A 19,785-nucleotide genomic window follows, 5' to 3' on the forward strand; every position below is an offset into this window, starting at 1 on the left:
TTGACGCAACCCAGCGGTTGCCATAATGTGGCAACCACTGGGTTGCTACTACTTGGAGGCCGCAATGAGTGTTCCTGTCGCGACCGTTGAGGCCGCCCCGCCGCGCCTCGACGGCAGACAACGGCTGATCGCGTTCGTCCTGCTCGGCGCCGGTTTCATGCTGGCGGTCGACTTCTCGATCCTGAACGTCGCCCTTCCCCAGACCGGCGCGGGCGTCGGGCTGAGCCCGGCCCAGTGGCCCTGGATCACCTCGGCGTACGCGCTGCCGGCGGCCGGGTTCACCCTGGTGTTCGGCCGGACGGCCGACCTGTTCGGCCGGCGGAGGCTGTTCCTCGCCGGCATGGTCGTGCTGGCCGGGGCCTCCCTCCTCGGCGGCTTCGCCGGCGGGCCCGCGACGCTCCTGACCGCCCGGGTGCTGCAGGGCCTGGCCACGGCGATGACGGTTCCCGCCGCGTTGTCGCTGCTCACCACCACCTTCAAGGAGGGCCCGCTGCGCGCCCGCGTCCTCGGGCTGAACGGCGCCCTGCTGTCCGGCGGCTTCACCGTCGGCGCGCTGCTCGGCGGCGCCCTGGTCAGCCTGCTGAGCTGGCGGGCGGCGTTCCTGTTCAACGTGCCGGTCGCGGTGGCGATCCTGGTGCTGGCGCCGCTCCTGATCCGGGAGAGCGTGCTGCCGGAGCGGGTGCGGCTCGACCTGCCCGGCGCGGTCACCGTGACCGGCGGCCTGCTGGCGGTGATCTACGCGGCCGTCGAGACGAACCTCCTGGCGGCCGTCGCGGGCGTGGTGCTGCTGGGCGCGTTCTGGATGATCGAGCTGCGCGCGCCCGCGCCGCTCGCGCCGGTGCGCATCCTGCGGCGGCCCACGGTGAAGTGGGGCAACTTCGCCGGGTTCGTGATCTTCACGATGGAGCCGGCCATGATCTTCCTGGTGACGGTCTACCTCCAGCGGGTGCTGGGCCTGTCGCCGCTGGTCACCGGCCTGGTGTTCGGCATCCCCGGGCTGGCCTCGGTGGTCGCCGGGGTGATCGCCGGGCGGTTCGTCGGGCGCTACGGCAGCCGCCGCGTCCTGGTCGCCGGCATGACGGTCCAGGCCCTCGCGACGATTCCCGCCATCTTCCTCGGCACCGGCTGGACGGTGCCGGCGATCCTGGTCCCCGCGCTGTTCGTCGGCTTCTTCGGGCACGTCACCGCGATCGTCGCCTACACCGTCACCGGCACCTCCGGCCTGCCGGACGAGGAGCAGGGGCTGGCCACCGGGCTGACCTCGATGACGCAGCAGGTCGCCGTCACCGTCGGCATCCCGCTTCTCGGCGCGGTCGCCGCCACGCGCGCCGGGGAACCGGCCGGCATCCGCCTGGCCCTGCTCGTGGACGTCGCGGTGACGCTGGCCGCCGTCGTCCTCGTCTCCTACGGCCTGCGCCGCCACCCGCGGCCGGAGCGGTGACCGTCAACCTGTCGCCACAAGGTGTGGCAACCTTTTCCCTGCTGCATATGGAGGTCGTCATGGGATTTCCCGACCGGGTCGAGCGCACCGTCGAGCTCGCCCATCCGCCCGGCAAGGTGTGGGCGGCGCTCACCACCCCCGAGGGGCTGGCCGCCTGGTTCGGCCAGGAGGCGGCGATCGAGCTGCGTCCCGGCGGGCCGGCGCGGATGAGCTGGAGCGACGGGCACACCGTCGACCTGCGCGTGGAGCGCGTGGAGGAGCCGTCGGTGTTCGGCTTCACCTGGCCGGTCTTCGGCATGCCGGAGGGCGATCCGCGCCGCACGTACGTCGAGTTCACCCTCGAACCGGCCGGCACGGGCACCCGGCTGACCGTCGTCGAGACCGGCTTCGCCCAGTTGCCGGACGACCACCACCGCAAGGCCCACGACGCCCACACCGAGGGATGGGCGAGCGAGCTGGGCGAGCTGGCCGGGCACCTTGACGCCGCCTGACATCGAGGCGGTGGCCGAGCAGGTCTTCGTCGCCCTGGCCGACCCGAGCCGGCGTGCCATCCTGGCCGCGCTGGCCTCCCGGGGCCCGGCCACGGCGACCGACCTGGCCGCCCGCCTGCCGATCACCCGGCAGGCGATCGCCAAGCACCTGACGCTGCTGGCCGAGGCCGGTCTGGTGACGGCCGAGCCCGGTGAGCGCCGCCGCGTCCGCTACCGGCTGCGCTCGGCTCCGATGCGGGTGGCCCAGCAGTTCCTGGCCGCGCTGGCGAACGACTGGGACGGCCGCCTCGACGCCCTGCGCGACCACCTCGGCGGCTGACCGCCCGTCCCCGCCCCGCTCAGACGGCCCGGCGCGGACGGGTGAGCCAGGAGAACGACCCGGCCATCACGAGCGCGACCAGCCCGCCCGCGACCATCGCGGCCGAGACCGAGAAGGCGTCGACGATCGTGCCGCCCAGGAGCGCGCCCAGGGCGAAGGTCGCCTGGAACGACGAGGTGAACACGACGGTCGCCGCCTCCGGCGTGCCGGGCGCGGCCCGCAGGAACCACGCCTGGGAGCAGACCGGCACTCCCCCGTAGGCCAGCCCCCACAACACCAGCAGCACGACCGCGCCCGCCTGCGACGTGCCGGCCAGGGGCAGCAGCGCGGTGGCCGCCGCGATCAGGCCGCCGCAGACGGCGAAGGTCAGACGGGGGGCGGTGGCCACGGCCCGGCCGGCCAGGAAGTTGCCCGCGACGCCCGCCGCCCCGTAGGCCAGCAGGACGGCGCTGACGACGGCCGGGGGCAGGTGGGTGACGTGCTCCAGGAACGGCGTGACGTAGGTGTAGGTGCCGAAGTGCGCCAGCACGACGAGGAACGTGCCCAGCAGGGCGATCCCGGTGCCGCGCAGCCGCAGCAGGTCCAGCAGGACGCGCGCGCCGGTGACCTGGCGGGCGGGCAGCGGCGGCAGCACGCACAGCAGCGCGACCAGTACGAGCACCGAGAGCCCGGCCAGGACCAGGAACGCCGTCCGCCAGCCCGCCAGGTGACCGATGAAGGTCCCGGCCGGCACCCCGAGCACCGAGCCCAGCGGCACGGCCGAGAAGATCAGCGCCGTGGCGGTGCCCACGGCGGCCGGCGGCACCAGCCGGGACGCCAGCCCGGCCGCGATCGACCAGAAGCCGCCGATGGTGAGCCCGACGAGCACCCGCGAGGCCAGCACCACCCAGTAGGCCCCGGCCACGGCCGCCAGGACGTCGGCGGCGGCCAGCACCGCCATCAGGACGCAGAGCATCACCCGGCGGTCCAGCCGGGCGGTGGCCACGGTCAGGACGGGCGCCGCGACGGCGGCCACGAAGCCGGGCAGCGTCATGGTCAGCCCCGCGGTGCCGTCGGTGACGCGGAAGTCGGCGCCTATGGTCGTCAGCAGGCCGATGGGCAGGATCTCGCTGGTGACGATGGCGAAGATGCCCAGGGTGATCGAGGTGACCGCGAGCCAGGAGATCAGCGGCGGGCGCGGCGGGGCGAGCGTGGTGGTTGACATGGTTCCGTTTCAGGACAGGGGTTGATCTACGGCGAACCAGCCAACCAGCCACGACGTCCCCGGTACCGGCCGATTTCGGACCACACCGTCAGTCGGCGTGGAGTGCGGTCCGCAGGCCGGCGAGCAGGTCGGGGGTCGCGGCGCCCGGCGTCCTGAGCCGGACCGAGAACAGCCGCCCGTTCCACCGGGCCGGGACGCGGTACCGGCCGGAGACGGGCAGCCCGCGGTCGTGGCCGAGCCGCAGCCCGGCCCCTCCGTGCTGGAGCGCGACCGGCAGCAGGCCGTCGAACGCCAGGGTGCCCACCACGACCCCGCCCTGCGACAGGTGGAACGCCGAACCCGCGGGGCCCGTCGTGTGGACGACGTCCACGGACTGGCGGCCGGCGGGCAGCGGGCGGTCGGCGGTGAGCTCCAGCGGCTCCCCTGCGCGGGAGAAGGTGAAGGCCAGGCGGCCTGCGGTGACGTACAGGGCGAAGCCGCCGTTCCAGTCGCCCAGTGCGAACAGCACGCCTTCGGGCTCGCGCGCCGCCTCGATCTCGGCCGTCCAGCGGAAGCCGCCGAACAGCAGCGGCAGCGACTCGTCGCACACGGGCGAGGCCCCGGGCCGGAACGTGCGGTCGTCGCCGGGTGGCCAGGCCGGCCCGATGAGCGCGCCGAAGCGGGCCACGAGGTCGTCGTACAGCGGCAGGACGTTGTTGCGCCCGGCCTCCCGCGCCCACAACCGCCGCAGCTCGGCGACCACCTCCGGATGCCCGGCGGACACGTCGGCCGCCTCGGAGAAGTCGGCCGCCAGGTCGAACAGCGCCCAGTGGTCGGCGTCGAGGTCGCGGCTGCCGGTGAGCAGTTCCTCCTCGTCCAGGACGCCCGTGGACACGTGGTCGGTGGTGACCTTCCAGCGGCCGTGGATGAGCGAGCGCGAGCCCAGCATCTCGAAGTACTGGGTCGTGCGCGGCGCGGGCGCCGCGGGGTCGGCGAAGGTGGCCAGGAAGCTGGCCCCGTCGACCGGCTGCTGCTCGATCCCGTCCACGACGTCCGGCGCCCGGATGCCGATCGCGTCCAGGAGGGTCGGGAACAGGTCGTTGACGTGCACGATCTGGTCGCGCACCGCGCCGCCGCCGCCGATCCCGGCCGGCCAGTGCACGATGAGCGGCGTACGGGTGCCGCCGAGCCAGGTGTAGCGCTTCCACAGCCGGAACGGCGTGTTCCCGGCCCACGCCCAGCCCCACGCGTAGTGGTTGTAGGTGCGCGGCCCGCCCCAGTCGTCGTGGTGGGCCAGGTTGTCCTGCGGGGACTCGCGGATGCCGGCGGAGAAGCGGTGCTCGTTGACGCTGCCGTCCACGCCGCCCTCGGCGCTGGCGCCGTTGTCGGAGAAGACCACGATGATGGTGTCGTCGAGCCGCCCGGTCTCCGCCAGGTGGGCGAGCAGGCGGCCGAGCTGGGCGTCGGCGTGGGTGAGGAAGCCCGCGAAGACCTCCTGCTGGCGGGCGTACAGGCGGCGCCGGTCGGCGGGGAGACCGTCCCAGGCGGGCACCCAGTCCGGGCGCGGGGTGAGCACGGTGCCGGGCGGGACGACGCCCGTCTCCGTCTGGCGCCGGAAGATCTCCTCCCGCCAGGCGTCCCATCCCCGGTCGAAGCGGCCGCGGTAGGGCTCGCTCCACTCGGGCGCGACGTGGTGCGGGGAGTGCGTGGCGCCGAGGCCGAGGTAGAGGAAGAAGGGTTTGCCGGGGGCGGCGTGGCGCTGGTCGTCGAGGTGGCGGACGGCCTCCGTGACGAGGTCCTCGGTGAGGTGGTAGCCCTCCTCGGGGGTGGCGGGCGGCTCCACATAATGGTTGTCCCGGACGAGGTTGGGCGCGTAGTGGTTGGTGTCGCCCTGCAGGAAGCCGTAGTAGCGCTCGAAGCCCTGGCCGAGCGGCCAGTGGCCGAACGGGCCGGCGGCCGAGCGCTCGTAGCGCGGCGTGAGGTGCCACTTGCCGATGGCGATGGTCGAGTAGCCGTGGTCGCGCAGGATCCGCGGCAGGGTCGCGGCCGAGCGCGGGATGCGGGCGGTGTAGCCGGGGTGGTCGAGCGGGATGTCGGCGAGGAAGCCCATGCCGACGGCGTGGTGGTTGCGCCCGGTGAGGAAGCAGGCGCGCGACGGCGAGCACAGGGCCGTCACGTGGAACCGGTTGTAGCGCAGGCCGCCGGCCGCGAGCCGGTCGATGTGCGGCGTGGCGATGCCGGAGCCGAAGCAGCCGAGCTGGGCGAAGCCGGTGTCGTCCAGGACGACGGCGAGCACGTTCGGAGCGTGTTCCGGCGGGCGGCCGGCCCGGTGGAAGATCGGTTCTGCGGTCACGGCGAGGCTCCTGCCAGGAGAGGCGTACGGTCTTGGACAGCAGACGGCACGAGAGTAAGACAGGTTGTCTTAATCCGCGACGATACCTCGGTGATCCGGAAAAGGTGGGAATGCAGGCCAAAGAGAAGATCCTCCTGGCGGCCGAACGGCTCTTCGCCGAGCGCGGCCTCGACGTCTCGCTCCGGGAGATCGCCGTCGCGGCCGGGCAGGGCAACCACTCGGCCGTCCAGTACCACTTCGACGGCAAGGCCGGCCTGATCGACGCCCTGTACGCCCACCGCATGACCCCCCTCAACGAGCGCCGCCGCGAGCTGATCGGCGACCTGCGCGTCCGCGGCCTGGAGGAGGACCTTCCCGCCCTGGTCGGGGCCTACCTGGCCCCGCTGGCCGAGCACGTGCTCGGCCACCCGGGCGCGAGCTGGTACCTGCGCTTCACCAGCCGTTACGTGCTGTCCGGCGGCTACCGGTCCTGGCCCTACTCCAGCGACCACCACCCCGGGGTCGCCGAGCTGGCCACCCTGCTGCGGCGGCGGCTGCCCGGCCTGACGCGGGAGCGCCTGCGGGTGCTCAACCTGCACGTCGTCGTGGTGCTGGCCGACCTGGAACAGCGCCTGGGCGACCCCGCCTTCGACGCCGCACGGGCCGCGGCGGCCGTCGCCGACCTGCACGTCACCGCCCGGGCCCTGCTCACCGCCTGACGTCCGGGGTCCATGCCCGCCGCGGTCACCCCCCACCACCGCGCAGGTCTCCGGGCACGCGGAACGCCCGGGGCGGCCGCCCCGGGCGTTCCGGTCACGCTCAGGCCAGGTCGAACCGGTCGAGGTTCATGACCTTGTCCCAGGCCGCGACGAAGTCACGGACGAACTTCTCCTTGGCGTCGTCACTGGCGTAGACCTCGGCGACCGCGCGCAGCTCGGAGTTCGCCCCGAAGACGAGGTCGGCGCGGGTGCCGGTCCACCGCACCTCGCCGGTGGCGGTGTCGCGGCCCTCGAAGACGTTGGCGTCCTCGGTCGAGTGCCACGTCGTGCCCAGGTCGAGCAGGTTGGCGAAGAAGTCGTTGGTCAGCGTCCCCGGGGTCGTGGTGAGGACGCCGAGCGTCGACTGCCGGTGGTTGGCGCCCAGCACCCGCAGGCCGCCCACGAGGACGGTCATCTCCGGCGCGCTCAGCGTCAGCAGGTTGGCCCGGTCGAGCAGCAGGAACTCGGCCGGCAGGCGGTTGCCCTTGCCGAGGTAGTTGCGGAACCCGTCGGCGACCGGCTCCAGCGCGGCGAACGACTCCACGTCGGTCTGCTCCTGCGTGGCGTCCGCGCGTCCCGGCGTGAAGGGCACCTGAACGTCGAAGCCGGCCTCCTTGGCGGCCCGCTCGACGCCCGCGCACCCGGCCAGCACGATCAGGTCGGCCAGCGAGACCTGCTTGCCGCCGGTCTGGGCGCCGTTGAACGCCTTCTGGACGCCCTCCAGGGTGCCCAGCACGGTCGCCAGCCGGTCGGGGTCGTTGACCTCCCACGCGCTCTGCGGCTGCAGGCGGATGCGCGCGCCGTCGGCGCCGCCGCGCTTGTCGCTGCCGCGGAAGGAGGAGGCCGAGGCCCACGCGGTGGACACCAGCTCGGCCACCGACAGCCCCGTGGCGAGGATCTGCTCCTTGAGCGCGGCGACGTCGGCCGCGTCGACGAGCTCGTGCGTCACCGCGGGCAGCGGGTCCTGCCACAGCAGCGTCTCGGCCGGGACCTCCGGGCCGAGGTAGCGCGCGAGCGGGCCCATGTCGCGGTGGGTCAGCTTGAACCAGGCGCGGGCGAAGGCGTCGGCGAGCTCGTCGGGGTGCTCCAGCCAGCGGCGGGTGATCTGCTCGTAGATCGGGTCCACGCGCAGCGACAGGTCGGTCGTCAGCATCGTCGGGGCGTGCCGCTTGGCCGGGTCGTGCGCGTCGGGCACGGTGCCGGCGCCGGCGCCGTCCTTCGGCCGCCACTGGTTGGCGCCCGCGGGGCTCTTGAACAGCTCCCACTCGTAGCCGTAGAGGATCTCCAGGAAGCTGTTGTCCCAGGTCGTGGGGGTGTTCGTCCAGATGCCCTCAAGGCCGCTGGTGATGGCGTCGCCGCCCTTGCCGGTGCCGAAGCTGTTGCTCCAGCCGAGGCCCATCTGCTCGATCGGGGCGGCCTCGGGGTCGGGGCCGACGTGGTCGGCCGGGCCGGCGCCGTGGGTCTTGCCGAAGGTGTGACCGCCCACGATGAGGGCCGCGGTCTCCTCGTCGTTCATCGCCATGCGGCGGAAGGTCTCGCGGATGTCGCGGGCCGCCGCCAGCGGGTCGGGGTTGCCGTTGGGGCCCTCGGGGTTGACGTAGATGAGGCCCATCTGGACCGCGGCCAGCGGGTTCTCCAGCTCGCGGTCGCCGGTGTAGCGCTGGTCGCCGAGCCAGGTGGACTCGGGGCCCCAGTAGACGTCCTCGTCGGGCTCCCAGGCGTCCTCGCGGCCGCCGGCGTAGCCGAAGGTCTTGAAGCCCATCGACTCCAGGGCCACGTTGCCGGTGAGGATCAGCAGGTCGGCCCAGGAGATCTTGCGGCCGTACTTCTTCTTGACCGGCCACAGCAGGCGGCGGGCCTTGTCCAGGTTGCCGTTGTCCGGCCAGCTGTTGAGCGGCGCGAAGCGCTGCTGACCGGCCCCGGCGCCGCCGCGTCCGTCGCTGATGCGGTACGTGCCCGCGCTGTGCCAGGCCATCCGGATCATGAACGGGCCGTAGTGGCCGAAGTCGGCCGGCCACCAGTCCTGCGAGGTCGTCAGCACCTCGGCGATGTCCCGCTTGACGGCCGCGAGGTCCAGGGTCCTGAACTCCGCGGCGTAGTCGAAGCCCTCGCCGAACGGGTTCGCCACGGCCGGGTTCTTGGCCAGGATCTTGACGTTGAGCCGCTCCGGCCACCACTGGCGGTTGCCGCCGCCCTGGGTCGGGTGCGGGGCGCGCTCGTGCGCGACCGGACAGCCGCCCGAGTCCTCCGACTTGGCGTCTGTGACGATCGCATCATGGTTCTCAGACATGGGAATCCTTCCGGACGAGGCGGAATCTGGGTGCTCAGGAACTGCTGCCGGTGGAACAGGCGGGGCACAGGCCCCAATAGATGACCTCGGCCTCGTCGATGGCGAAGCCGCGGTCGTCGGAGGCGGTCAGGCAGGGCGCGTGCCCGACGGCGCAGTCGACGTCGGCCACGGCGCCGCACGACCGGCACACGAGATGGTGGTGGTTGTCCCCGACGCGGCCCTCGTACAGGGCCGAGCTGCCCGGGGGGTCGAGGCGGCGGACGAGCCCCGCGGCGGCGAGCGCGTGGAGGGCGTCGTACACGGCCTGCAACGAGATATGACCCACGCGCTCGCGCACCCCGGAGGCGATCGCCTCGACCCCGAGGTGGTCACCCTCCCGGACGGTCTCCAGCAGCGCGACCCGGGCGGCGGTCACCCGCAGCCCGGCGCCGCGCAGCTCCTCGGCGGTCGTCGGAGCCTTCGATGCGGTCATAGCCGCCAAACCTACCTATACAAACCTGAATGACACAAGAGAACGAACCATCCAAGTTTAGCAATATGTCCGGAAATAGCTCCCTAGAAGGGCGTCACCCCAGGTCAGGCCCCCCGCCCTCCAGCAGCCGCCCCTCGGACAGCTCCAGCCTGCGCTCCACCCGGATCTCCTCCAGGAACCGCTCGTCGTGGCTGACCACCACGAACGCCCCCTCGTACGCGCCGAGCGCGCTCTCCAGCTGGCCCACGCTGACCAGGTCGAGGTTGTTGGTCGGCTCGTCCAGCAGCAGCAGCTGGGGCGCCGGCTCCGCGCACAACACGCAGGCCAGCGTGGCGCGCAGCCGTTCGCCGCCCGACAGCACCCCTACCCGCAGATGGGCACGCGCGCCCCGGAACAGGAAGCGGGCCAGCAGGTTCATCCGCTCGGCGGCCGGCATCGCGGGGGCGAAGGCGGCCAGGTTCTCGGCGACGGTGAGCTCGTCGTCGAGCAGGTCGAGCCGCTGCGACAGGTAGGCCACCCGGCCGTCGGCCCGTCTGGCGGTGCCGCCGTCGGGCGTCAGCTCGCCGGTGATCAGGCGTAGCAGCGTGGACTTGCCGGCGCCGTTGGGGCCGGTGAGCGCGATGCGCTCGGGCCCGCGGACGACCAGGTCGATGCCGGGCTCGGCGAACAGGCCGCGGGCCATGAGGCGCTCGCCCTGGAACACCGTGCGCCCGGCGGGCACGTTGGTGCCCGGCAGTTGCAGGGAGATGCGCTGGTCGTCGCGCAGGGCGCGGCCCGCCTCGTCGAGCCGGGCCTTGGCGTCGCTGACGCGGGCGGCGTGCGTCTGGCCCGCCCGGCCGGCCGACTCCTGGGCGCCGCGCTTCATGTTCCCGGCGAAGATGCGCGGCAGGCCGGCGTTCTTGAGATTGCGGGCGGCGTTGCCGGCCCTGCGCTCGGCGCGCTCGCGGGCCTGCTGCATCTCCCGCTTCTCGCGCTTGAGCTCCTGCTCGGCCGTGCGCACGTTGCGCTCGGCGGCCTCCTGCTCGGTGCGTACGGCCTCCTCGTAGGCGGTGTAGTCGCCGCCGTAGAAGCGCACCTCGCCCCGTTCGAGCTCGGCGATGCGGTCCATGCGGTCGAGCAGCGCGCGGTCGTGGCTGACCACGAGCAGGCAGCCCTTCCAGTCGCCGAGCACGGCGTGCAGCCGGTGGCGGGCGTCGAGGTCGAGGTTGTTCGTGGGCTCGTCGAGCAGCAGCACGTCGGGCCGTCTGAGCAGCTGCGCGGCCAGGCCGAGCGAGACGATCTGCCCGCCGCTCAGCGTGCGCAGGGTGCGGGCGAAGTCGAGGTGGCCGAGCCCGAGCCGGTCGAGCTGGGCACGGGTGCGCTCCTCGATGTCCCAGTCGTTGCCGATGGTGGTGAAGTGCTCCTCGGCGGTGTCGCCCGCCTCGATGGCGTTGAGCGCGGCGATCACCGGGGCGATGCCCAGGACCTCGGCCACGGTCAGGTCGCCGGCCAGCGGCAGGCTCTGCGGCAGGTAACCGAGCACGCCGTTGACGGACACGCCGCCCGAGCGCGGCCGGTACTCCCCGGCGATCAGCTTGAGCAGCGTGCTCTTGCCGGCGCCGTTGGGCGCGACCAGGCCGGTACGGCCGCCGGGCACGCTGAAGGACAGGTCGCTGAAGACGGGGGTGTCGTCAGGCCAGGAGAAGGACAGGTTGGAGCAGACGATGAACGCGTCGGACATGTGAAGAAGACCTCAACGGAGAACGCGGGCACGCCGAAGCCGCCCGGTGAAGAAGGACAGGAATTCGGGAACGACGAACAGGGCCACACCGGCGGCGCTCAAGCGCTCACGCCGGGGCCGATCAACCTCCGGTATCACCCGGAGATGTCGTCGTCACCTGCCATGTCTGGTCTCCTAGCTGAGAATCACAAGCATTTCACACCATAGCAGGCGCCCACCGTTCTCCGGACGCCTGCCTGCCTCCTGCGCGCCACCGAGGCCGCCCGGCCAGCATGGACCGCCCGGTCCAGTCCGGAGGCTGATCGTGCGTACGCTGACCCGCAAGGGAGCCTCCACTACTTCCCCGGCGGCCGGGAGGAGCTGCTGCCGGCCGTGGCCCGCCTGGAGGCCGACCGGGTGCTGGCGGACCAGCGTCCCCAGCTCGACGCCCTCACCTCCTGGGACGCCTGGCAGGCCGAGATCGCCGCCGGCGTGCGACAGCGGCACCGGCAGTTCCTGAGCACGGCGGCCAGGCTCGCCGTCGTTCGGGGTCGGCTCGACGGTGCCGGCGCGGCCTCCGTCGCGTCAGTGGGCTCCGGCCGCGCGGAGCAGGGCGGCCACTTCCTTCTGGCCCTTGGACACGGCGTGGGCGAGCGGGGTGACGCCGTCGCGGTCGGCCAGGTCGACGTCGGCGCCCGCGGCGATGAGCAGCCGCACGACCTCCTGGTGGCGCTCGCCGCCGTCGCCCAGGATGACCGCCTCCAGCAGGCCCGTCCAGCCCAGGTCGTTGACGTGGTCGACGTCGATGCCGGCCTTCAGCACCTCGCGCACGTACTCGACGTGCCCGCGCTCGCAGGCGGGGATGAGGGAGACGCCTCCGTACCGGTTGCGCCTGGTCAGGTCGGGCCCGGCGGGCAGCAGCGCCCTGAGCATCGCCACGCTGCCGGTGACGCCGGTGACCAGCCAGGGGGTGTCGTTCCTGGCGTCCTGGGCGTCGGGGTCGGCGCCCGCCGCGACGAGCACCTTGGCCACCTCGACGTGGTCGGCCGCCGCCGCGAGCAGCAGGGCCGTACGGCGTTGCCCGTCGCGGGCCTCGACGTCGGCCCCGGCGCCGAGCGCGTCCCGGACGGCGGCGGCGTCCCCGCGCGCGGCTCCCGCCAGCAGTTCCTCGTCGGCCATTCCCGCTCCCTTCACCTCGCGCCCGCCGCAGGCCGCGAGCATCAGACCGAGTCCCCAGGTCAGGACGGCTCGGCGGTTCATCCCCTCATCCTTCCGTCCGCCCGCCCCCGGCGGCGCGCCGGGGGGCAGGTCCGGCCGGTCAGCGAAGCTGCCCGGCGACCGCCTTGAGGGCCGCCTGGGCGATGGACTCGTCGATGTCGCCGCTGGGCGCGCCGCCGACGCCGATGCCCGCGACGGGGGCACCGCCCGAGGCGACCGGCACGCCGCCGCCGAGGAAGAGGGTGCCCGGGATGTCGGCGATGGACGGCCCGCCGCCGTTGATGCCCTTGCCCAGCTCGGACGTCGTCCGGCCGAAGGAGACCGCGGTGAACGCCTTGCGCCGGGCCGACTCCTCGGTCTGCGGGCCCGCGCCGTCGCCCTTCAGCACCAGCCGGGTCGCGCCGGACCGGTCGACGATCACGACGGTGACGCGCTGCTTCTGCTTGACGGCCTCCTTCAGCGCGGCGTCGGCGATCTTCAGCGCGGCGTCGGCGGAGAGCGTGCCGGTCTGCACGACGGGCTCGGCCGCGGCGACGCGGGCGGTGCGGGCGGCGTCGGCGACGGCGGCGGGCGAGGTGGCGGCGACGGCGCCGGCCAGCACGGCCAGCCCCGACAGCGAGCCGGCGACCAGGCGAGTACGGATGTTCATGGTTTCTCCAGTTCGTCAGGGCGAAGTCGGACATCTCTAGGTTTCCGGGCGGACCGCCGCGGGCCATCGGAAGCACGGGCGATCCCCGCGCGCCGAGCGGTCGAGGGCCGGGTCAACCGATCGGTTGATGCGCCGCCGCCCTGGTGGGGGCCACTCTCGGGCAGGGGATAGTGTCGAAGGGCGCGGCGACGGGGAGGGCCATGAGGGAGCGCACCTGGCTCAACTGGGCCATGCACGTCGGCTTCTACCTGCTGCTCGCCGCCTCGGCCCTGCGGCTGGTGTCCCGTCACGGCATGGGTGCCCAGACGGTGACGTCGCTGGCCGTCTGCGGCCTGCTCGCGCTGGCGTACGCGGCCGGGATCGTCTGGTGGAACCGGCTGGGCCGGCAGGGGCGGCTCGTCTGGCTGGGCGGCGTGGCGGCGGTGTGGCTGGCGCTGGTGGTGCTGGCGCCGTCGTTCAGCTGGTGCGCGGTCCCCCTCCTCTTCCTGTGCCTGCGGCTGCTCAACGCGCACGGTTTCGCGGTGGCCGCCGCGGCGCTGACCCTGGTGGTGATCGTGGCCCAGCTGGAGATCGCCCGTGAGCTCGACGTCAGCCTGATCCTCGCGCCGGTCGGCATCGCGGCCATGACGGCGGTGATCTTCGGGGAGCTGCAGCGCGAGAGCGCCGCCCGGCAGCTGCTCATCGACGACCTGATCAGCACCCGCGGCACACTGGCCGACTCCCGCCACCGCACCGGCGTCCTGGAGGAGCGCGAGCGGCTGGCCAGGGAGATCCACGACACCCTCGCCCAGGGCCTGACCAGCATGGGCATCCTGCTCCAGGCCGCCGACCGCATGTGGGCCACCGACCCCGCCCAGGCCCGTGCCCACGTACGGCGGGCCGCCGCGGCCGCCGCCGACAACCTGGCCGAGGCGCGGCGGTTCGTCCGCGACCTCCAGCCGCCCGGCCTGGTGGACGTCACGCTGCCCGAGGCCCTGGCCCGGCTCTGCGCGGACGCCGGCGAGACCGGGCCGCGGGTGCGCTTCCGGCTGGCGGGCGAGGAGTACCCGCTGGCGCCGGAGGTGCAGGCGGCGCTGCTGCGGGTGGCGCAGGCGGCGCTGGCCAACGTACGCGACCACGCCGCCCCGGCGGCGGACCCGGCGGCCAGGGTGACGGTCACGGTGACGGTCACGGTGACGCTGTCCTACCTCGACGGCGAGGTGACGCTCGACGTGTTCGACGACGGCGTCGGCTTCGCCGAGCCGGCCCCCGCTCCCGGCCGCGGCTACGGGTTGCGGGCGATGCGCGACCGGCTGGCGGAGGTGCACGGCGTCCTGGTCGTCGAGAGCGCGCCCGGCGAGGGCACGGCGGTCGCGGCCCGGGTGCCCGCCGCGTGGCCGCCGCGGGTCCTGGACGGCGGTGCGGCATGAGGTTGTTCCTGGTCGACGACCATCCGGTGGTCCGGGCGGGGCTGGTGGCGCTGCTCGGCGGCGAGCCCGACATGGAGATCGTCGGCGAGGCGGCCGACGGGGCCGAGGCGCTGCGCGGCATCGCCGCCCGCTCCCCCGACGTCGTCCTCATGGATTTGCAGCTCGGCGAGGGCGTCGACGGCGTGGAGGTCACCCGGCGGGTGCGCGAGCTGCCCGCGCCGCCGCAGGTGCTGGTGCTGACGACGTACGAGAGCGACGCCGACATCATGCGGGCCGTCGACGCGGGGGCCATCGGCTACCTGCTCAAGGCGTGCCCGCCGGAGGAGCTGTTCCAGGGCATCCGGGCCGCGGCCAGGGGCGAGAGCGTGTTGTCGGCCAAGGTGGCGACCCGGATGATGCGGCGCATGCGCGAGCCTGGCCCGGCGCTGAGCGCCCGCGAGGTCGAGCTGCTGGAGCTGCTGGCCAGCGGGGCGGGCAACCGGGAGATCGCCCGCCGGCTCTACATCACCGAGGCCACCGTCAAGACCCACCTGGTGCACATCTACGACAAGCTCGGCGTGGACACGCGCACGGCCGCGGTCACGGCCGCGGTCGAGCGACGCCTCATCCGGCTCCCCTGACCACCCCGGGACAGGGGGCCGCGGGTCAGCGGACGGCGGCGGGGGAGCTCGCGCCGGGGATCAGCCGGCGGGGCGGGCCGCCGCCGACGTCGGCCGCCCACACGTCGCCGTCCTTGGCGTACATGACCGTGCGGTCGTCCAGCCAGGCGGCCTGGTCGTCGATGCTGGCCCGCTCCCCCAGCGGGCTCTCCCGCATCGTGGCCAGGTCCAGCAGGTGCAGCCGCCACGGGCCCGGCGAGACGCGCTTCTTGAACACCAGCCGGGTGCCGTCCGGCGACAGGGACGGGCACTCGGCGTTCTCCCGGAGCACGCGCGCCCGCCAGGCCCCGAAGTCGCCCTCCACCAGGTACGTCCTGCCCTTGGTCGAGACGGTCGCGTAGAAGCGGTTGTCGTCGGCGGCGAACGTGACCCCCCAGTAGTTGACGTCGGCCGAGTGGTAGCGGCGGCCGTCGAGGGAGAGCGGGATGTCCTCCATGTTGGTGATGAGGTAGCCGGTCCGGGTGTCGAGGATGCCGGTCCAGGTGGAGAAGCCGCCGGTGCTGTAGGAGTCGCCGGTGACGAACACCGTCCAGGAGGCCATCCGGCCGCTGGCCGACACGCGGGCCCGGCTCGGCACGCCGGCCAGGTTGATCCGGCGGGTCTCCTTCAGCGACCGGTCCAGGACGAGCGCCTCGGTCTTCGGTAGCGGGCCGGGCCGGGTGACCAGGCAGAGCGTGGTGCCGTTCGCCGTGTAGAAGCGGTCGCAGGCCCGGGAGCTGACGCGCGGCGGCGCTCCGGGGTCGGCGAGCGGCACGGAGGCGACGCGTCCGCCGCTGCGCACCAGCACCCGGCCCGGCTCGCCGGTGTCGAAGCCCGCGACGGCGGGCCCGGCCTGGCGCGAGGACGCCGCCCAGGTGGCGTACGCGGTCGCGCCGCCCGCCAGCAGGACCACCGCGGCGAGGAGTACGAGCACCCGTCTCATGACGACCTCCTTGTCATCGCAGCGCCCGCCAGGCGATCGCGGACGCCGTCACCAGCCCGGCGGCCATCACCGCCAGCGCCGGCCCCTCCCCCGTCCCCGCCCACAGCAGGCCGAACAGGATGGACGACACCATCCGGGCCGTGGCCTGCCCGGTCTGCAGCAGCGCCAGCCCGCCGGTCCGCGCGCTCTCGGGCAGCATCGGCCCGGTCAGGGCCATCAGCACCCCGTCGGTGGCGGCGTAGAACAGGCCGTGCAGCAGCAGCGCGGGCAGCAGCCAGGCCGGGCCCATCAGCACCAGGTAGACCGCGAGCAGCGCCACGTGCCCGGCGACGAACACCACCGCGCGCCCGAACCGGTCCGCCAGCCTGCCGAGCGGCACCGCGAGCAGCAGGTACGCGCCCGCCGTGCCGAGCGGCAGCAGCGGGAACAGCTCGGGCGCGATCGCCAGCCGCCGCTGCAGCACCAGGTAGACGAACGAGTCGCTGACCGTGACCAGGCCGAGCGCCACCGCCACCAGGCAGGCCCGGCGGAACCCGGGCTCCCGCGTGACCGCCGCCCGCAGCCGGACGCGGACGGTCAGCGGGCCGCGCCGGTCCCGGACGTACAGGGCCAGCAGCAGCACGGCCAGCGCGGCCACGCAGAAGCTGGTCACGAACACCGCGTCGTAGGCGCCGGCCGTCGCCGTCAGCACGGCGAAGGCGGCCAGCGGCCCGAGGAAGGCGCCCACGGTGTCCATCGCCCGGTGCACCCCGAACGCGCCGCCCAGTCGTTCGGGCGGGGCGCTCAGCGTGATGAGGGCGTCCCGGGGCGCGGTGCGCAGGCCCTTGCCGGTGCGGTCGGCGGCCAGCACCAGGCCGAGCGCGACGGCCGACCCGCCGGCCGCGAGCAGGCCCAGCTTGCACACGGCCGAGAGCCCGTACCCGAGCCCGGCGACCAGCTTGCGGCGGCTCCACCGGTCGGCGGCGTGCCCGCCGGCCAGCCTGACCAGCGCGGTGACGCCGAAGTACAGGCCGTCCAGCAGCCCGAACTGCACCAGGCTGAGCCCGAGCGTGCCCACCAGGTACAGCGGCAGCACCGCGGTGACCATCTCCGACGAGACGTCCGTGACCAGGCTGACCAGGCCGAGCGCCACCACGTTGGCGGGCACCGCCCTGGTCAGCCGGGTACCGAGAAGCGAGATGTACATCTAGTGGCAGGAGTAGGTCGGGCTGGTGTCCTTGACCGAGCCGTCGGTCCCGATCAGCTGCCAGCCGAACGTGCTGCCGGCGAAGGTCAGCTTCAGCACGCCGAACGTGCCGCTCAGCCGCTTCTGGCTGTTCGGCTGCACGTTCTCGATCTGGTACGGCGACGCGCCGCCCATCCCGCCGAGCACCTCGACGATGCCCTTCGCGGTGTCGGCCTGGGCGCTGGGGTTCTGCGGCCCGAACCGCTCGTAGTGGTGGTCGTGCCCGTTGAGCACGAATTCGGCGCCGGCCGCGTACAGGGCCTGCCACACGGGCTTGGAGACGGGGTCGTTGCCGTGCTCGCCGGAGCTGAACAGCGGGTGGTGCCAGTACGCGGCCACGCACGGCTTGGTGGTCGCGGCGAGGTCGTTCTTGAGCCAGGTGATCTGGGCGGACTGGTCGAAGTGGTTGGAGTCGAGCGCGACGAAGTGCCAGTTGCCCCGGTCGTAGCTGTAGTAGCTCTTGCCCTGCGGGAAGGCGATGGCGCCGAAGTACGACTTGTACCCGGCCTCCGACCCGGCCGGGTCGTAGGTCTCGTGGTTGCCGGGGACCGGGTGGGTCTTGGCCTTGAACCTGCCCCACGTCTTGTCGTAGTAGTTGCGGAAGTCCGACAGCAGGGCGTCGTCGTACTGGTTGTCGCCCATGGTGATGACGAACTCGGGGTTCATCGACTCGACCAGGGCGGCCGTCTTCGGGTGCACGCAGGAGGAGGAGCTGGCGGTGCACTGCTCGGCGATGTCACCGGCGGCGGCCACCACGAACGTGTCGCCCGGCGGGTCGGTGGGCTGGGTGCCGCCGCCGTAGACCTGCATCTCCCACAGCGAGTAGCCGTATTCGGTGCCGCGCACGGTCCCGTACATGCGGACGTAGCGGCCGGTGGCGGTCACGGTGAGGTCGTCCACGTCGCCGTCGCCGGTGGTGGTGGAGTAGACGTCGGTCCAGGTGCTCCCGTCGGCGGAGGTCTGGATCTTGTACGACTTGCCGTAGGCGTCCTCCCAGGTCAGCTTGACCCGGCTGATCTGCTGGGACGCGCCGAGGTCGACCCGCAGCCATTCGGGGTCGTGGCCTTCGGCCGAGGCCCACCGGGTGCCGGTGAGGTCGCCGTCGAAGGCCTTGGCGGCGGCGTAGGAGGTTGCTTCCTTGGAGGAGGAGGTGGCGGGTTTGCCCTGTGACAGCAGCGTCTCGGCGGTGACGGCCGAGGCGTTGGCGGCCACGAGCAGGCCGGCCAGCAGGCCGATCACGGCCATGACGGCCAGGCGGACTCTGGACATGGCGATTCTCCTGGGGGTGAGAGATCGGAGCACGGTCCCGTGGGCGGCCGGGGCAGGAGTCTTTCGCTGAGCGCGTCACATCCTGGGGAAGGAAGCCGCGCCGAGCCGCTTACCGGGATCGTGGCGTAGTGCGTTGAGGGCTGTCAATGAAGTTAGGAAGGTTTCTTAACCCTTTGCGCGGGGTTCACCCGGGCGGCGCGCGGCACGGCGAGGGCGCCGCCCGCAAAGCCGGGCGGCTGGTCCCGAGCGGGCCGTCAGCCCGGGGTCACCGGGACGTTCGTCAGCCCGCGGGTGGCGCCGGTGACGGTGTTGGAGGAGCGGACGACGTTGGGGTCGGCCGCGCACTTCGACGTCGAGGTGATCTTGATGGCGTACGCGCCGACGCCGCCGAGATCGGACCTGTTGCCGCGCCAGACGTTCCCGCAGCCGTTGAGGAAGGACGGCGTCGTGGTCGGATTGTGCGTCTCGTAGCCGTTGGCGAGGGTGCCGGGCGGGGCGAACGTGCCGGTGTTGTTCTCGATCGTGTAGCCGGAGCCCTTGACGTCCACCCAGGAGTCGGCGGAGTTCTGGCCGCTGACGCCGGTGCCGTCGAAGGTGTTGCCGCTGATCAGGCCGCCGCTGGTGCCCTCCTTGACGTCGATGTGCTCGGCGGCGACGTACGGGCCGATCGTGTTCCCGGTGACCTGGACGCGGTCCGAGCGGTCCGCGCCGCCGGTGTTTCCGTGGCAGCCCCAGTTGGAGCCGGCCGAGCCGAGGTAGACGCCCTCGCCGTAACCGGGCTGGACGAGGCCGGTGTGGGTGATGCGGGAGTCGCGCAGCACGCCGTCGGACGAGCTGCGCCGGAAGTGCACGCCCTCGTCCTCGACGTGGTGCACGTACACGCCGTCGATCACCACGTGGGGGGAGGCGTCCAGGACGAGGCCCTTCTTGGCGTCCTTGACGGTGAACCCGGCGAGCCGCCAGTACGGCGCTCCGTACAGCCACAGCCCGTAGCCGGAGTCCCAGCCGCCACCGGGCACGGGGCAGGACGGCGCGGTGCCGGAGGGACCGTCGTTGACCAGGACGGCGTCCGCCGGCCCGGTCAGCGTGATCGGGGCGGCGGACGTTCCGGGGCGCCGGGCGACGAAGGCCCCGTGGTACTCGCCGGGAGCGAGCCTGATGGTCTGCCCGGGAACCGCCGCGGCCAGCGCGCCGGTGAGCTGGGCCGCGGTGGACACCTCGACCACCTCGGCCCCTTCGACCACCTCGGCACCGGTCGCTGCGGCGGGCACGGCCGCCCCGGCGGACGGCATCTCCGTGGCCGACATCTCCGTGGCCGACATCTCCGTGGCCGACATCTCCGTGGCCGGCGTCGCGGCGGCCGGGGTGGCGAGCAGGAGTGGCAGCAGGCCGGTCAGCAGGGCCCGTCTCATGGGGTTCCTCCCTTCGGGGGCCGTGCCCGCGGACGCC

At 73.3% G+C, this 19,785-nt stretch carries 17 protein-coding genes; 6 read left to right on the forward strand and 11 right to left on the reverse strand.

Going from position 1 to position 19,785, the window contains the following annotated elements; all coding sequences use genetic code 11:
- The first annotated feature begins 64 nt into the window (after positions 1-64).
- From ABZ459_RS38270 to ABZ459_RS38280, 3 genes are read left to right on the forward strand one after another with little or no spacing between them, the layout of a single operon-like run.
- Positions 65-1,441, forward strand: a complete 1,377-nt coding sequence (locus tag ABZ459_RS38270; protein WP_357981254.1) for an MFS transporter — start codon at positions 65-67, stop codon at positions 1,439-1,441.
- 59 nt (positions 1,442-1,500) lie between these two features.
- Positions 1,501-1,932, forward strand: coding sequence for an SRPBCC domain-containing protein (locus tag ABZ459_RS38275; RefSeq protein WP_357981257.1), 432 nt, complete (start codon positions 1,501-1,503; stop codon positions 1,930-1,932).
- Entirely contained in the window at positions 1,919-2,251 is a 333-nt protein-coding gene (locus tag ABZ459_RS38280) for a metalloregulator ArsR/SmtB family transcription factor (RefSeq protein ID WP_357981259.1), read from the forward strand. The genes ABZ459_RS38275 and ABZ459_RS38280 overlap by 14 nt, the downstream gene beginning before the upstream one ends.
- Positions 2,252-2,270: 19 nt before the next feature.
- Here the strand turns inward: ABZ459_RS38280 and ABZ459_RS38285 are convergent, their stop codons facing one another.
- A complete protein-coding gene (locus ABZ459_RS38285; protein ID WP_357981262.1) occupies positions 2,271-3,455 on the reverse strand; it encodes an MFS transporter in 1,185 nt (394 codons plus the stop codon).
- Between the two features lie 88 nt (positions 3,456-3,543).
- A complete protein-coding gene (locus ABZ459_RS38290) occupies positions 3,544-5,787 on the reverse strand; it encodes an arylsulfatase (protein ID WP_357981265.1) in 2,244 nt (747 codons plus the stop codon).
- 110 nt (positions 5,788-5,897) lie between these two features.
- On the opposite strand from ABZ459_RS38290, the gene ABZ459_RS38295 reads away from it, so the two are divergent.
- Positions 5,898-6,485, forward strand: coding sequence for a TetR family transcriptional regulator (locus ABZ459_RS38295; protein ID WP_357981268.1), 588 nt, complete (start codon positions 5,898-5,900; stop codon positions 6,483-6,485).
- Between the two features lie 100 nt (positions 6,486-6,585).
- On the opposite strand, the gene katG is transcribed toward ABZ459_RS38295, so the two are convergent.
- The 5 genes from katG to ABZ459_RS38320 all read right to left on the reverse strand — a co-directional run bounded on the left by katG (position 6,586) and on the right by ABZ459_RS38320 (position 12,852).
- Positions 6,586-8,814 (reverse strand): catalase/peroxidase HPI, encoded by a 2,229-nt coding sequence (katG, locus tag ABZ459_RS38300; RefSeq protein WP_357981270.1) that lies wholly within the window; start codon positions 8,812-8,814, stop codon positions 6,586-6,588.
- A gap of 34 nt (positions 8,815-8,848) precedes the next feature.
- Positions 8,849-9,286 (reverse strand): Fur family transcriptional regulator, encoded by a 438-nt coding sequence (locus tag ABZ459_RS38305; protein WP_352327424.1) that lies wholly within the window; start codon positions 9,284-9,286, stop codon positions 8,849-8,851.
- A 94-nt stretch (positions 9,287-9,380) separates the two neighbouring features.
- On the reverse strand, positions 9,381-11,006 hold the full coding sequence (locus ABZ459_RS38310; RefSeq protein ID WP_357981273.1) for an ABC-F family ATP-binding cassette domain-containing protein: 1,626 nt from the start codon (positions 11,004-11,006) through the stop codon (positions 9,381-9,383).
- 564 nt (positions 11,007-11,570) lie between these two features.
- Positions 11,571-12,245 (reverse strand): ankyrin repeat domain-containing protein, encoded by a 675-nt coding sequence (locus ABZ459_RS38315; protein ID WP_357981276.1) that lies wholly within the window; start codon positions 12,243-12,245, stop codon positions 11,571-11,573.
- A 58-nt stretch (positions 12,246-12,303) separates the two neighbouring features.
- Complete coding sequence (locus ABZ459_RS38320; RefSeq protein ID WP_357981279.1) at positions 12,304-12,852, reverse strand: heme-binding protein; 549 nt, start codon at positions 12,850-12,852, stop codon at positions 12,304-12,306.
- 200 nt (positions 12,853-13,052) lie between these two features.
- On the opposite strand from ABZ459_RS38320, the gene ABZ459_RS38325 reads away from it, so the two are divergent.
- Together ABZ459_RS38325 and ABZ459_RS38330 are read left to right on the forward strand one after the other, a co-directional pair.
- Positions 13,053-14,261, forward strand: a complete 1,209-nt coding sequence (locus ABZ459_RS38325; RefSeq protein ID WP_357981282.1) for a histidine kinase — start codon at positions 13,053-13,055, stop codon at positions 14,259-14,261.
- Positions 14,258-14,881 (forward strand): response regulator transcription factor, encoded by a 624-nt coding sequence (locus ABZ459_RS38330; protein ID WP_357981285.1) that lies wholly within the window; start codon positions 14,258-14,260, stop codon positions 14,879-14,881. Before ABZ459_RS38325 ends, ABZ459_RS38330 begins: the two co-directional genes overlap by 4 nt.
- Before the next feature lie 25 nt (positions 14,882-14,906).
- Here ABZ459_RS38330 and ABZ459_RS38335 read toward each other — a convergent pair whose 3' ends face one another.
- The 4 genes from ABZ459_RS38335 to ABZ459_RS38350 all read right to left on the reverse strand — a co-directional run bounded on the left by ABZ459_RS38335 (position 14,907) and on the right by ABZ459_RS38350 (position 19,748).
- Positions 14,907-15,842, reverse strand: coding sequence for a hypothetical protein (locus ABZ459_RS38335; protein ID WP_357981288.1), 936 nt, complete (start codon positions 15,840-15,842; stop codon positions 14,907-14,909).
- 13 nt (positions 15,843-15,855) lie between these two features.
- The gene (locus ABZ459_RS38340; protein ID WP_357981291.1) at positions 15,856-17,028 is read right to left on the reverse strand and encodes an MFS transporter; all 1,173 of its coding nucleotides are present in this window, start codon (positions 17,026-17,028) and stop codon (positions 15,856-15,858) included.
- Positions 17,029-18,336 carry a discoidin domain-containing protein gene (locus tag ABZ459_RS38345; protein ID WP_357981294.1) on the reverse strand — a complete coding sequence of 436 codons (1,308 nt, stop codon included), beginning with the start codon at positions 18,334-18,336 and terminating at the stop codon, positions 17,029-17,031. It lies immediately after the preceding gene.
- A gap of 254 nt (positions 18,337-18,590) precedes the next feature.
- The gene (locus tag ABZ459_RS38350) at positions 18,591-19,748 is read right to left on the reverse strand and encodes a right-handed parallel beta-helix repeat-containing protein (RefSeq protein ID WP_357981297.1); all 1,158 of its coding nucleotides are present in this window, start codon (positions 19,746-19,748) and stop codon (positions 18,591-18,593) included.
- Between the last annotated feature and the right edge of the window lie 37 nt (positions 19,749-19,785).

This window comes from Nonomuraea sp. NPDC005692, from assembly GCF_040631115.1.
GTDB lineage: Bacteria > Actinomycetota > Actinomycetes > Streptosporangiales > Streptosporangiaceae > Nonomuraea.

Bases quoted from the DNA above. Each gene is read 5' to 3' on its own strand.
- ABZ459_RS38270 (WP_357981254.1), top strand. From the start codon at position 65: ATGAGTGTTCCTGTCGCGACCGTTGAGGCCGCCCCGCCGCGCCTCGAC.
- ABZ459_RS38275 (WP_357981257.1), top strand. From the start codon at position 1,501: ATGGGATTTCCCGACCGGGTCGAGCGCACCGTCGAGCTCGCCCATCCG.
- ABZ459_RS38285 (WP_357981262.1), bottom strand. From the start codon at position 3,455: ATGTCAACCACCACGCTCGCCCCGCCGCGCCCGCCGCTGATCTCCTGG.
- ABZ459_RS38295 (WP_357981268.1), top strand. From the start codon at position 5,898: ATGCAGGCCAAAGAGAAGATCCTCCTGGCGGCCGAACGGCTCTTCGCC.
- katG (WP_357981270.1), bottom strand. From the start codon at position 8,814: ATGTCTGAGAACCATGATGCGATCGTCACAGACGCCAAGTCGGAGGAC.
- ABZ459_RS38305 (WP_352327424.1), bottom strand. From the start codon at position 9,286: ATGACCGCATCGAAGGCTCCGACGACCGCCGAGGAGCTGCGCGGCGCC.
- ABZ459_RS38310 (WP_357981273.1), bottom strand. From the start codon at position 11,006: ATGTCCGACGCGTTCATCGTCTGCTCCAACCTGTCCTTCTCCTGGCCT.
- ABZ459_RS38315 (WP_357981276.1), bottom strand. From the start codon at position 12,245: ATGAACCGCCGAGCCGTCCTGACCTGGGGACTCGGTCTGATGCTCGCG.
- ABZ459_RS38320 (WP_357981279.1), bottom strand. From the start codon at position 12,852: ATGAACATCCGTACTCGCCTGGTCGCCGGCTCGCTGTCGGGGCTGGCC.
- ABZ459_RS38325 (WP_357981282.1), top strand. From the start codon at position 13,053: ATGAGGGAGCGCACCTGGCTCAACTGGGCCATGCACGTCGGCTTCTAC.
- ABZ459_RS38330 (WP_357981285.1), top strand. From the start codon at position 14,258: ATGAGGTTGTTCCTGGTCGACGACCATCCGGTGGTCCGGGCGGGGCTG.
- ABZ459_RS38335 (WP_357981288.1), bottom strand. From the start codon at position 15,842: ATGAGACGGGTGCTCGTACTCCTCGCCGCGGTGGTCCTGCTGGCGGGC.
- ABZ459_RS38340 (WP_357981291.1), bottom strand. From the start codon at position 17,028: ATGTACATCTCGCTTCTCGGTACCCGGCTGACCAGGGCGGTGCCCGCC.
- ABZ459_RS38345 (WP_357981294.1), bottom strand. From the start codon at position 18,336: ATGTCCAGAGTCCGCCTGGCCGTCATGGCCGTGATCGGCCTGCTGGCC.
- ABZ459_RS38350 (WP_357981297.1), bottom strand. From the start codon at position 19,748: ATGAGACGGGCCCTGCTGACCGGCCTGCTGCCACTCCTGCTCGCCACC.